8 protein-coding genes are annotated in these 12,487 nt (G+C 64.5%); 3 read left to right on the top strand and 5 right to left on the bottom strand.

Annotated features, from left to right (window positions below; translation table 11 throughout):
- Positions 1 to 9: 9 nt before the first annotated feature.
- From ACPPVP_RS31235 to ACPPVP_RS31220, 4 genes are all read right to left on the bottom strand, one after another.
- The gene (locus tag ACPPVP_RS31235; RefSeq protein WP_426527436.1) at positions 10 to 954 is read right to left on the bottom strand and encodes a cupin-like domain-containing protein; all 945 of its coding nucleotides are present in this window, start codon (positions 952 to 954) and stop codon (positions 10 to 12) included.
- The gene (locus ACPPVP_RS31230) at positions 955 to 2,151 is read right to left on the bottom strand and encodes a GNAT family N-acetyltransferase (RefSeq protein WP_426527435.1); all 1,197 of its coding nucleotides are present in this window, start codon (positions 2,149 to 2,151) and stop codon (positions 955 to 957) included.
- Between the two features lie 175 nt (positions 2,152 to 2,326).
- Positions 2,327 to 5,047, bottom strand: coding sequence for an EAL domain-containing protein (locus ACPPVP_RS31225; RefSeq protein WP_426527434.1), 2,721 nt, complete (start codon positions 5,045 to 5,047; stop codon positions 2,327 to 2,329).
- A 78-nt stretch (positions 5,048 to 5,125) separates the two neighbouring features.
- The gene (locus ACPPVP_RS31220; RefSeq protein WP_426527433.1) at positions 5,126 to 6,253 is read right to left on the bottom strand and encodes a FecR domain-containing protein; all 1,128 of its coding nucleotides are present in this window, start codon (positions 6,251 to 6,253) and stop codon (positions 5,126 to 5,128) included.
- Positions 6,254 to 6,389: 136 nt separating this feature from the next.
- Between ACPPVP_RS31220 and ACPPVP_RS31215 the strand changes: the two genes are divergently transcribed.
- Positions 6,390 to 8,177 carry a ShlB/FhaC/HecB family hemolysin secretion/activation protein gene (locus ACPPVP_RS31215; protein ID WP_426538169.1) on the top strand — a complete coding sequence of 596 codons (1,788 nt, stop codon included), beginning with the start codon at positions 6,390 to 6,392 and terminating at the stop codon, positions 8,175 to 8,177.
- 3 nt (positions 8,178 to 8,180) lie between these two features.
- On the opposite strand, the gene ACPPVP_RS31210 is transcribed toward ACPPVP_RS31215, so the two are convergent.
- Positions 8,181 to 8,588: a hypothetical protein gene (locus ACPPVP_RS31210; RefSeq protein ID WP_426527432.1), complete on the bottom strand. Its 408-nt coding sequence runs from the start codon at positions 8,586 to 8,588 to the stop codon at positions 8,181 to 8,183.
- Between the two features lie 221 nt (positions 8,589 to 8,809).
- Between ACPPVP_RS31210 and ACPPVP_RS31205 the strand changes: the two genes are divergently transcribed.
- Together ACPPVP_RS31205 and ACPPVP_RS31200 are read left to right on the top strand one after the other, a co-directional pair.
- Positions 8,810 to 10,270 carry a caspase family protein gene (locus ACPPVP_RS31205; RefSeq protein WP_426527431.1) on the top strand — a complete coding sequence of 487 codons (1,461 nt, stop codon included), beginning with the start codon at positions 8,810 to 8,812 and terminating at the stop codon, positions 10,268 to 10,270.
- 56 nt (positions 10,271 to 10,326) lie between these two features.
- A complete protein-coding gene (locus ACPPVP_RS31200) occupies positions 10,327 to 12,372 on the top strand; it encodes a pyrroloquinoline quinone-dependent dehydrogenase (protein ID WP_426527430.1) in 2,046 nt (681 codons plus the stop codon).
- The last annotated feature ends 115 nt before the right edge of the window (positions 12,373 to 12,487 follow it).

Raw genomic sequence — 12,487 nt, 5'->3', positions numbered from 1 at the left:
AAGAGAGACTCACACGTCCTTCAGATAATAATTCGCCCGCTTGCCGAGTGCGATCCGGCGCAGCACGCGGCGCATCGCCATCGAGGCGCGCAGCGGCTTTATCGCCGTCGTCACGGTGCGATAGAACGCGAGCTTCAGCGCATCGCGGACCGGTTGTTTGCCGGGCGGCTGCTGCGGCAGGCCGATGCCGCGCAGCATCGAATTGAAGAAGTGCAGATCGTTCAGCCGCCGCACTTCGCGCGTCTTCCAGGTGATCGCCATCGAGATCGAGAACGAGCCTGCGGTGCGCACCCAGTGCGGCCATTGATACGGCACGTAGCAACCATCGCCCGCGAACAGATGGAATTCCTTGGCCCGCGGCGCAAAGCTCTCGTCATATTTCAGGTTGCGATGCTTGGTCATCGAGCGTTCGATCTCGTCGTCACTGACGATCGAGCGGTCGGTATTGTCGAAGATCGTGAAGAATTTTTCGCCGTGAACGTGGACGAAGAAATTATCCTCGCTGTCGAGATGGAACGGCGTGGTCGAGTTCGGCGAGGACACGAACAGAAAACCCTCGACCTGCTCGAAGCCGGCGTCGAGCAGGCTGTTGAAGCCGCGGGCGCGGGCCACCGACAGCAGGGTGTCCTCCAGCAGGCGGCGATACTCGGGCGAATTCTCCACGCGCTTGAGCACCATCCAGGCGCCGGCGGTCTCGATACTCTTCACCACTTCGACCGGGTCGAGGTCGACGGAGGGAATCGCGTCCGGATCCTGGCTGATCGCGACCTTGCCGGAATTATACTCGATGAGGTCGCGCGGCAGTTCGGCGGCGAGCTGCGCGATACGCGGCAGCTCCAGCAGCGGATGGCCGGCGAGCTTGTGGCGGATCGCAAACGGCTTGAGCGGAAAATCGCGGCGAAGCGCGTCACGGTCGGCCGTAATCACGGGTGCGATGGCGGTGAGCGTATTCATTCAGGATTTCTCCTGCCGTGCCCTGACGGAATGAACGATGCGGCGCAGCGGCTCGCGGATCGCACCGCGCAGGCCGAGCGCGGCGCGGATCAGCAACACGACCGGATCGCCGCGCCGCAGCGGGATCAGGACGTCGCCGATCGCAAGGCGTCCGCGCCAGATCGGGTTGATCATGGGATGGTCGGGGGCGGCGGTGGAATCGACCAGGCGAATGGCCGGATCCGCGCAGAGATAGCGGGTCAATTCCAGTGTCAGCTGCACGCCCGGCGAAGATTTTGCAAAACGCTCGTCGACGCCGAGCTTGAAGTAGAAGGCGCGGTCCTGATGACGCAGCACGATGGCCGCCGCCACCGGCGTTTCACCGGCCCGCAGGGTCACAATTTCGCACTGGCCGGTTTCGGCCAGCGCCGGGGTAGCGCGACGAATGAAGCTCGCATCGCCGTCGTCCTGGCTGAGCGCGGTGCCGCGCTGGCCCTTCCAGCCGCTGGCTTCCAGCATCAGGAATGTTTCAATCGCGGCAGCGACGTCGGCAGGCGTGCGCGCCACGTCGAAATTGACGGCGCCGTGTTCGGCGAGGCGATTGCGCTGCCGGCGCAACTCCTTCAGCTTCTTCGCGCCCAGGGCATCGCGAAGCATTTCATCGGCGTCACACGTCGCGTCGAGGCAGGCGCGGACATGCGATTGCAGCACCAGCGGCGCCATGCCGTCGCGGCCAAGCACGTCGGCAAAGGCCTTCATCGCCGCGCCCTCAAGCGAGGTGGCGCGGAAGATCAGCGCATGCGCGCCGGCCTGTTGAGCGTGCTGCAGAATGCCGGTAACGGCTTCCTCCGCCATGTCGCGGTCAAGCAGCGGCGTGCAAAGCGTGCCGTAGGGGTCGGCGCCGACCAAAGCAGGCAAAGGGATCCGGTAGGCGCGCCACATCGAGATCACAGGCATCAGGCCGATCAAGGTGGATGGTTCACGCCACGCGCCGAGCGCGTCGGTGTCGCCGCGGCCCCGCGCCGAAGCGTTCACCGCCAATTCCCATTCAGGCAAATAATAGCCGTTCGGCTCGGCGGCGCGCGTCGATAGCGCACGCCATTGGGCCGCAGAAACGCCGGTAAGCGGCGTCAGCGGCCCGCCGGAGCCTGGCGCGTATGCGTTCGCGTCCTCGCTCGATGCGCGACCAACCGTCGATGTGCCGGTAATATCAGTCACTTCCCCGAATCCCCGTTCGCGATTTATGTGGCCGACGGCGCCAAGACGGGGCGCCACGCCATCGCGTTCACGGCGCAACGCTATCGGACAGAGATGGAAAATACCGTTGTCGCGAAGCTCGGGTTTGAGCGGTCGCGTTAACCGATCGTTCAGCCTGATCAGGCGGCTTTGGGCCTTACGCCACTTCGGCGGCTGCGGGGGCGGCGAGGAACCTGGCTTCGAACTCGCTCGCCGGCATCGGCCGTCCGAAGAAATAGCCCTGTCCCTCTCCGCAGCCCATGCTGACCAGGAAATCCGCGGTGGCCCGGTCCTCAATACCTTCGGCGATCACAGACAAGCCCAATTGCTTGGAGAGCCCGATGGTAGAGCTGACGATTGCCGCGTCGTCGGGATTGGCCAGCAATCCGAGTACGAAAGAGCGGTCGATCTTCAGTCCGTCGAGCGGGAATTTCTTCAGGTAGCTCAAGCTGGCAAAGCCGGTGCCGAAATCGTCGAACACGAGGCGAACGCCAAGCGCCTGAATCTTCAGGAACGTATTCAGCGCGCTCTGCTCGTCATGGAGCAGGATGTCTTCAGTGACTTCGAGCTCGAGGCTGGTTGGGCTCAAACCGGTGCGGGCAAGAGCCTGCGCGACCGAGCTTGCAAGGTCACCCGACTGGAGTTGGGAGGGCGAAAGGTTGACGCCGATCCGGAGTTTTTGTCCGGCGCGCTCCCAGGCGGCTGCTTTGGTGCACGCTGTTTCGAGAACCCACTCCGCTATTCGCTCGGAAATCGGCGAGGTGTTGACAACCGGCATGAATTCCCCCGGCGAAACCAGGCCACGCTCGGGATGACGCCAGCGGATCAGGGCTTCGGCGCCGACCAGACGGCCGTCGGCCAGATGCAGCTGTGGCTGGTAGAACAGTTCGAACTCATTACGCTCCGCGGCCAGCGCCAGCTCAGCTTCCAGCGTCAAGCGCGTTTCCAGTTCGCGGCGGATCGAGTCCTCGAACAGCACGTGACCGCCGCGCCGGGTTGCCTTGGCACGGCTTAGCGCCATGTGGGAGTTGCTCAGCAGTTCGGCCGCGGTCCGCCCGTCGGACGGGAATACAGCAGCGCCGATGCTGACCCGGACGCGGAGGTGGCGGGTGCCGGCGAGCAGCGGTTCGTCGAAGCCTGCACCGATCTGCTCGGCAAAACGGCTGACATTTTGGCCGATGGCAATGGTTGGAACTGCGATGGCGAACTCGTCTCCGCTCAAGCGCGCGACCAGGCCCGTCGCCGGCATCACCGCCATCAGCCGCTCCGAAATCGCGCGAAGCACGAGATCGCCACTGGCATGACCGAGCATGTCGTTGACCTGCTGGAAGCCGTCGATGCCGACGACCAACAGCGCGACCCGGCGCCCATCCGCTTCGGCCCTGGCAATCTTCGCTTCAAGTTTTGCGTGAAGGGTGTTGCGGTTGATCAGGCCGGTCAGCGTGTCATGTTCGGCGAGGTACCGAATTCTCTCGGCCTCGCGCTTGCGCACGGAGATGTCGCGCAGGATTGCGCCGAACTGAAAGCCGTCGGTACCCTGCCAGCCGGAGAAGCTGGCCTCGACCGGGAACACTTCGCCATTGCTGCGGCGGCCTTCGAACTCGATCACCGTTCCGGCGGCGAGTTCTGCGGCGTTCTTGACGGAAAATGCGGGCGTATCCGCATCGCGGGCGCAAATCTCGTCGAACGGCTGTCCGATCATCTCCTCGGGTAGATAGCCGAAGATCGCGGTGGCGCCGGGATTCCAGACCGTAATCAGGTAATTGGAATCGGTGCAGATCAGGCCGTCGCCGAGCGACATCGCCACGCGCTGAAAGCGGCTCTCGGCGACCCTGCCGAGCAGATCGCGGATGTCGATTTCGTCGAGCGCGATGGCGGCGATGTAGACGATGATCGCGATGTGAAACAGCGAGGTGTCGGGAATCAGCGGGAAGGCCGCCTGCAGGGCAAACGCGCTGGCCTCGACGACGACAGCCGTTGCAGCGAGCAGCGCCACGCGCTTGCCGGCGGAGAGGCGGCGCCATGAGAACAGCATGAGCAACGCGAGCAAAGCGAGGCCGGTCAGCGTGACGACGGGTGACGTCCATTGCAGCGCGCGGTTCTGCAGCAGGGATTCCGCGGCCAGTGTCTGCAGCACCGGTCCGGAGACGATGACGCCGTTCGGGACGCTGAAGCGGTCACCGAGTTCGAGCGCCGTGCCGCCGATGATGACCTTCTTTCCCTGCAGTTTTTGCAGTGTCGCCGGGTCGCCGCGCAGCACCTCGGCAAAGGACACTTTGGGGATTCCCGCCGTCCGGATGCTGAAGTCGATCAGAAAGGGTGTGCGCTTTTCGTCGTATTGGCCGGCGAGCACGGCGGCCATGGCGGGCACGAACTTGCCATCCAGCTTCTCACCGAACGGATAACGGCGGACGAGGCCGTCGGATCCGACCTCGACATTGACGAGCGCGGGCCAGGAATGCTCGGCGAATTGCTGCAACGGACGATTGACGTGGAGCGTCGTCCGGTCGGTGCGGGGCTGTTGGAAGGAGGGCAGCACGACCGATCCGCCTGCGCTCTGGAGGGCTTCGGCGAAATTTCGGTCGGACGATGCGTCGGAGGGCGTGGAGAAGTCGACATCGAGCGCGATGTCCTGGACGTCCGCCTTCTGAAGCTGCCGGATCAGTTCGGAGTAGAGCAGGCGCGGCCACGGCCAGACGCCGATCCTGTCGATCGACGATGCGTCGATCGCGATCACCACAATATCGCCAGAGGCCTGTCGCGGCTGCCAGCCGAACCGAAAGTCGGCTAATGCGTGGCGAAGCGAATTGTGCCAGCCGCCCGCCAGGACGATTGCGAGCGCAATCATCACGAAAATATGCGGCCGATATCGTTTCACATGGTCACCATTCTGGTGCTTCGAGGTTCGTCGTCGTCAGGCTTGTGAGCTCATGGCGCAGGTCGTTGAAGCGTGCCGCTAACGGTTCTTGTAATGGCCGTAGGCATGGCCGTTTCCATTGCCATTGCCATTGCCATTGCCATTGCCGTTTCCGTTGCCGTTGCCGTTACCATTTCCATTTCCATTTCCATTATTGCCATTGCCGCCGCCGCTGACCGCCGCGATCGTGCTGCTGGCGCCGGAAGCGGCCGCGGCTCCTGTTGCGGGGGTGGCACCACTCACAGCAACGTTGCTGCTGTTTCCCTGGCCACTGTTTGCTGAGGCGACATCGTTTCCGGAGCCGGACGAACCCCAGATCGTGTCCTTGTTGGCCGCGTTGCGCGTACCGCCATGCACCGCCGACTTATCGCGGGCGAGGCCGTGCGTCACGCGGTGGACATTCAACCGAACTTCACCGATCGACGACGAGATGCGGGTGACGCCATGCCTTGCGGGCTGCATGCTTGCATGACGTGACGGCTGGACGCCCTGTCCATTCGTGGCGTGGCGGATCGCGGTAAAGCCGCCGCGCGGCACCGGAATGCGTTCGACCGACGGCGCGCGCGGCTTGCCTTGCTCGATCGGGGCGAGGGCACCCGTTCCACCCAGCGACAGACCAGTCTTGCCGTTGGCAAAAGCCGTCGCATGTTGGCCCGCCATCACCTGGGCGATCTGGCCCGATTTGAAATCTGCCACTTCAACCTGACCGCGGACCACGTCGACGGTGGTCTTCCCTGCATTGACGGTGACGCGGAATTGCGTGCCCTTCACCACGGCTGCGAGGTAGGGAGTCTCGACCTCGAAATGTTTGACGTTGCGCTTTTCGACGTCGAGCAGGATCGAGCCCGCCTGCTGCTTGATCGTGGTCGACAGATCTTCCTTCTTCTCGGCGGGGACGCCGATCACGGAATTCGGCGAAACCAGGATCATTTCGTCGCCGCGCTTCAGGAGGACGCGTCCGGTGCGGCCGGTGCGAACGGTATCGCCCGGCTTCAACACGTCTTCCTGTTTCAGCGATGCCTGCTGCACGCCGCTGCCGGTGAGCCATACCTCGCCCGAGAACTTGTGAACCGTCCAGTCGCCGCCATCGGCGGCGAAAGCAGCGGACGCCATCGCCAGCATGAACATGGCCGCGAGTGCGCTCGTGACGTGAGGGGTCGCACGCATGAAAACTCTCTCCAATTGCCGCTTTGTCCCAAACGATATCGGAAATGTTTCAACATTGAGTGAGCGGAAACGGGGCTCTGCGAGCGCCCCGTTAAGGATTCATTGACCATAAAAATCTATTAAAAATCATATGGCTATGGGTTCAACCAAGGATCGGCGGCGCGCATCCGTAGATCTACTGAAGCGCGCCTGCGCAGCTGTAGCCTGGCACCGTTTCCCGACGATTGGCGTGGGCCTATGGATCATCATCACCTGCCTTCCCGCGCAGGCGCAGCATGCAAACCAGCCCGGTTATGACCCGCGCCAGACCGAAAGGCGTTTCGACAGCCAACAGTCGAGCCAGGGCGCGAACGGACGGCCACGGTTGCCGTCGCCGCAATTCGCCCGTCCGGAGGGGCAGGGGGATTCCAGGCCGCTGTTCGTGCTCCGCCACGTCTCGATCTCCGGCGCCATTGCGATACCGCAGGAGCGGTTGGCGGCGACATATCAGTCCTACATCGGGAAAAAGGTATCGCAGGCCGATCTGGCGGCGATCGCCGCTGCGGTCAGCGACGTCTATCGTGTCGCCGGCTTTCACCTCAGCCGCGCGATTGTGCCGCCACAGGACATCCAGGGCGGCCAGCTTCGCATTCAAGTCATTGAAGGCAGCATCACGGAGCTGGTGCTGAAGGGAGACGACGCCGAACGATTCGGCGTCCGGCCGATGCTCGAGGCCGCGCTGACGGAGCGGCCCTCGCGGCTTGCGACGCTGGAACGGCAGTTGCTGCTGATCAACGGGCGGCCCGGCGTGCAGATCGAGGACACCGCGATCGAGGAGATCGGCACCGCGAGTGGCGATTTTCGCCTGATCCTTTCGCTGAAGACGTGGCATCTCTTCACGTCGGTCGGCGTCGACAATCTGGGATCGTCGTCGGTCGGACCGTGGCAAAGCTACGGCACGGCGGCGTTCAACTCCTATCTCGCGCCCGGCGATTCACTGGTGTTCAACCTCTCGACCACCCCCGGCGATCCGCGGCAGCTCGCGTTCGGCCGCCTGTCCTATGACGTGCCGGTCGGCACCGACGGCGCCCGCATCGGCGCGTCCGGCTACTACAGCGAGGTTTGGCCCGGTGATTACCGCCATCTCTACAGCGACAACGTCAAGACCGAGTCGTTCGAAATTCGCGGCAGTATCGTTCCGCTGCAATCGCAGAAATCGAGCCTGACGCTGACCGCGGCGGCGGGATTCACCAATGCCACCGAAAACGACGTGTTCGGCCCGATCTACGCCGACCGCATCCGCACCGCCAGCCTCACCTCGGACTACCGACTGCAGGACAATTTCGGCGGCACCAATTATCTGACGGTGAATTATCGCCAGGGCCTCGATATTCTCGGCGCCTCGCACCGCGACGACGACTATCTGTCGCGCGACGGCGCGTCCCGCAAATTCTCCGCGCTGAATTTCTGGTTCACGCGCTACCAGACGCTGACGGATGCATGGTCGCTGAAACTCGCCGCCGCGGGCCAGACGGCGTCCGGCCCGCTGTTCGCCTCGCAGCAATTCTATCTCGGCGGTGTCGCGTTCGGCCGCGGCTATGGCAGCGCCGAGATCAGCGGCGACAACGGTCTGGCGGGCTCGGCCGAGCTGCGCTTCGATCAGAATACGGACCTTCGATATCTGAGCGGCTACCAGCTCTACGCCTTCGTCGACAGCGGGGTGGCCTGGAATGACGGCTACCGCTTGAGCGATGGCCTTTCGCTGACCTCGGCCGGCGGCGGCGTTCGCTTCTTCCTCGCCGACGGCCTGCAGGCCGACATCGGCGCCGCCGCGCCGCTCACCTACCGCAGCCCTGACAATCCCACACGCGGCGCCCGGGTGCTGTTCTCGCTGACCAGCGCGCTGAAGCTTTGTCCGGTGCGGGCGACGACCCGCTGCCTGTAGCGGCTAGATCGGCTCATAGGTCTCGGTCGAGCAGGTGTCCTCCGGCTCGACCTTTTGGCGATCGGCGATCACGCCGCCGGAAATCTCGACACGATAGGTCTGTGTGCCCAGCGGCTTGCCGGTCACCGAAACCACTTCGGCCTTGACGCAGGCGGTCCAGCCCGGTCCACGGAGGTTGGGGTGCGGCTCGGAAACGCGAACATGGGTCGGTTGCGAGGCCACCGTGAACACCGCGTCCAGCTTCTCCTTCAGCATGCGCTTGACGTCGGGCGCCGGCTCGAGCGCGGGCAGCTCCGGCGCCTTGGCGCGCATGAACTCGGGCAACGGCGAGCGGACGTCGCCAAAGCCGCAACCCGCAAGCATCAGCGCCGCGCCCGCCATGAGCGCTATGTGAAATTCGATCCGCCGCATCGGAGGTTGTTTTACCGCGGAGACGCCACTCCGGACAGAGTGTTAGGCACGGATAACAATCCCGATACTGTGATTTGCATCACGTCGCAGAGCTTGGGTCTGCGACAACATCGCCGTCGAATCGAGCCGTTGTCGCGCCTGACATGGCGGCGCCGCCGGCTTGAACCCTTTGGCTCCGGGCTGTGACCAATCCGTAGCCTGCATTGCCGGGAGGTGGCATCATGTTCCGTCACACGCTTTTCACATTGATGATTCCCGCTGCGATTCTTCTGGGAACGCATTCGGCGTCTGCCGAGAATCGCCTCGCGCTGGTGATCGGGCAATCCGCCTATCGCTCGGTGCCGGCGCTGCCCAATCCGGCCAATGACGCCAGGGCAGTCACGCAATTGCTGACCGATTCCGGCTTCGAAGTCTCGACCGCGGCCGATCTTTCGCAAGGCCAGATGCGGGAGGCGGTCAGCGACTTCGCCGGCAAGGTCGCGGCCAAGGGCGCCGACACCGTGGCGCTGGTGTTTTACGCCGGCCACGGGCTGCAGATCGACGGCGAGAATTTTCTGGTTCCGATCGATATCGATCCGAAGCGGGAAGCCGACATTCCGATCCAGGCGGTGCGCCTCAACGACATCCTGAACACGCTGACGTCGGTGCCGAGCAAGATGCGCATCCTGATGCTCGACGCCTGCCGCAACAATCCGTTCCCGGACCTCAAGACCGCCGGCAGCGGGCTTGCGATCGTCGACGCCAAGGTCGGCGCTCCCGGCACATACCTTTCGTTCTCGACGTCGCCCGGCGCGGTCGCCGAAGACGGCTCCGGCAACAACAGTCCGTATACGAATGCGCTGCTGGCGGCCGGCAAGGAACAGAACATTCCGATTGAGGAGACCTTCAAGCGGGTGCGGCTTGCGGTGAACAAGGTCACCGACGGGCGGCAGACTCCGTGGGACAGCTCCTCGCTGACCGAAGATTTCCGCCTTTCCGGCACATCGGTCGCCGGGCCGAAGCCTGCGGAAGCGCCGAAGAAGTCGGTCGCCGAGTGGACGCGCGATCTAAAGGGCAAGCCGGTCGAGGCGGCGAACGAGCTGATCGTGGCCGACGGCACCGACGAGGCGTATGAGGCCTTTGCCGGCCTCTTCCCGCAGACGGCGCTCGGGCGACTGGCGCGCGATTGGCTGGTTCGGCACCGGCGCATGGTGGCGTGGAACGATGCCGTGCTCATCAATACCGCGTCCGGATATCGCTCTTTCCTGGAGAAATTCCCCGACAGCGATCTTTCCGCAACCGCGCGCAAGCTGGAACTGCGGCTGCGCAACCGTCCCGAGTTGACGCCGGCAGTTGCCGCCGCCAACGCAGCCTTGCCGCAGAACGTCGCGCTGGTCGGGCCGACCTGTCCCTGCAACCTGCAGCCGCCGGCACAACCGCAGCCGCTGAAGGTCAATGCCCCGGTCCGTCGCGTCGAGCCGGATCTGCCGAAGAAGAAGGCCGACCGCAAGCCGCGCCGGCCGCAGCCGGATGACGATGACGTCGTGGTTGTCCGCCGTCCGCCCCCGCGCGTGGTGTACGATGATCCGCCGCCGCGCGTGTATGATCCGCCGCCGCGGGTCGGCATCGGTATCGGTATTGGCCTCGGTGGGTTTGGTGGCGGAGGCGGCGGTCACTATGGTGGCGGCCGGGGTAGATACTGAGGTCTCGATAGGGTAATCGATCCCGCAAGCGTTGCGCTGCGCTTGCGGGGGGTAGGATGCGAAATCCGGTTCGTCTGTTCATTTCCTTCGTTGCCATCTTCTGCGCCTTTATATCGATCTTGCTTCCGGCTTCAGCCTGGGAGCATTGGGGCGGCGACCGCGGCGGATCGCGGTTTTCGCCGCTCAACCAGATCACGCCGGACAATGTCGGCAATCTGGTTCGCGCCTGGGAGTTTCGCACCGGCGATCTCGACGCCCGCGCGCCCGAGGTGATGAAGCGGACCAAGTTTCAGGCCACGCCACTGCTAGTCGAAGACAGCCTGATCTTCTGCTCGCCGTTCAACGAAGTCATTGCACTCGATCCCGGCAGCGGCGTGCAGAAATGGCGGTACGATCCGAAGATCTCGACGGCGCAGCGCCCGGCCAACCGCTACAATTGCCGCGGGGTGGCCTATTGGGTCGACGGCAAGGCGCCTGAGACGGCCGCCTGCCGCGCGCGAATCCTGGTAGGTACCAACGACGCACGCGTGATCGCGCTCGATGCGAGGTCCGGCATTCCCTGCGCCGATTTCGGCGCCAATGGCGAGATCAGGATCGAGACCGGCATGCCGTTGGAATGGCCCGGCGAATTCCAGATCACGTCGGCCCCTGTCATCGCCCGCGACACTGTCATCGTCGGTTCGGCAATTGCGGACAACCGCCGCGTCGAGGCGCCATCCGGCAAGGTGCGCGCCTTCGACGCGCGAACCGGGCAGCCGCGCTGGTCGTTCGATCCTCTGGTGCACAGCGGCATCAGCGCCGGCCATGCCAATGTCTGGGCGCCGATGTCGGTGGACGAGGAGCGTGGCCTGGTGTTCCTGCCGACGTCCTCGCCGAGCCCGGATTTTTGGGGCGGCGAGCGGCCCGGCAACAACGACTACGCCAATTCGGTCGTGGCGCTGCGCGCCGAGACCGGCGAGCGGGTCTGGTCGTATCAGACCGTGCATCACGATGTCTGGGATTACGATTTGCCGGCCCAGCCGACGCTGGCACGTATCGACACCGGGGAGGGCCCGCGCGACGTCGTGATCCAGCCGACCAAGCAGGGATTTGTGTTCGTGCTCGACCGCGATACCGGCAAGCCGGTATGGCCGGTGGAGGAACGCGCCGTGCCGCAAGGCGGCGCCGAAGGCGAGCAGCTCTCGCCCACGCAGCCGTTTCCGACCCACGTGCCGCCGCTGCTGTCGCAGCAGATTTCGCCCGACGAAACGTTCGGCCTGATTCCGTTCTGGGAGAGCGGTGCCTGCCGCGCGCAGGTTGCGGCCGCGCGCAACGAAGGTCTCTACACGCCGCCATCGACGCAAGGCACGATCGTGTTTCCGATGACCGGCGGCGGCGTGAACTGGGGCGGCGCCGCCTTCGATCCCGTCAACCAGATCCTTTACGCCAACGTCTCGCGCGCGATCCACATCATCAAGCTGCTGCCGCGCGCCGCGGTCCCTGACGGATTCAGTCCGCCACCGGGGCACGATTTCGGACGGCAGCAGGGCGCGCCGTTCGCGATGACGCGTGCGGTCGCGCTGTCTCCCGTGGGCCTGCTGTGCAACAAGCCGCCGTGGGGCGAGATGGTTGCGGTCGATCTCAAGGCCGGCAAGATTCTCTGGCGTTCGCGCGTGGGCACCACCGAGGATCGCGCGCCGCTCGGCATCGCGCTTCCTTTCGGCACGCCGCTCGTCAATGGCGTCGCGATCACCGCGGGCGGTCTGGTCTTCACCGGCGCGATGGACGCCTACTTGCGCGCCTTCGACGCGCGATCGGGGCAGGAGCTGTGGCAGGGCCGGCTGCCGGTTCCGGGCGTCGCCAATCCCATGACCTATCTGTGGAAGGGCGAGCAATATGTCGCGATCGGTGCCGGCGGTCATTCGGAGTCGGGCACTACCATCGGCGACAGCGTGGTGGCGTTCCGCCTGGCGCGGTCCGGTGAAGCGCCCTCGCTGCGCTCGCGCACCATCGACCGGCCCGGTGGGAGATTTATCAGCGGCGCGATCGCTGCCGGGTTTGTCATCGTGCTGATGGTGATGCTCGCGTGGCGCTGGCGGCGGCGCAGGATAGGGAGGGCGTGAGGATGATTTCCATTCTGACAGCTCTCCGCTGTCATCGTCCGGCTTGACCGGACGATCCAGTACGCCGCGGCTTATCGGTTCAATCACTGACGTCTCTGGAATACTGGATCACCCG

Origin of the sequence: Bradyrhizobium sp. McL0615, from assembly GCF_049993905.1 — a bacterium.
In the GTDB taxonomy this organism is placed as follows: Bacteria; Pseudomonadota; Alphaproteobacteria; order Rhizobiales; family Xanthobacteraceae; genus Bradyrhizobium.
This window is presented reverse-complemented; position numbering and strand designations above follow the sequence as displayed.

Bases quoted from the DNA above. Each gene is read 5' to 3' on its own strand.
- ACPPVP_RS31215 (WP_426538169.1), top strand. From the start codon at position 6,390: ATGGGTTCAACCAAGGATCGGCGGCGCGCATCCGTAGATCTACTGAAG.
- ACPPVP_RS31200 (WP_426527430.1), top strand. From the start codon at position 10,327: ATGCGAAATCCGGTTCGTCTGTTCATTTCCTTCGTTGCCATCTTCTGC.
- ACPPVP_RS31205 (WP_426527431.1), top strand. From the start codon at position 8,810: ATGTTCCGTCACACGCTTTTCACATTGATGATTCCCGCTGCGATTCTT.
- ACPPVP_RS31210 (WP_426527432.1), bottom strand. From the start codon at position 8,588: ATGCGGCGGATCGAATTTCACATAGCGCTCATGGCGGGCGCGGCGCTG.
- ACPPVP_RS31220 (WP_426527433.1), bottom strand. From the start codon at position 6,253: ATGCGTGCGACCCCTCACGTCACGAGCGCACTCGCGGCCATGTTCATG.
- ACPPVP_RS31235 (WP_426527436.1), bottom strand. From the start codon at position 954: ATGAATACGCTCACCGCCATCGCACCCGTGATTACGGCCGACCGTGAC.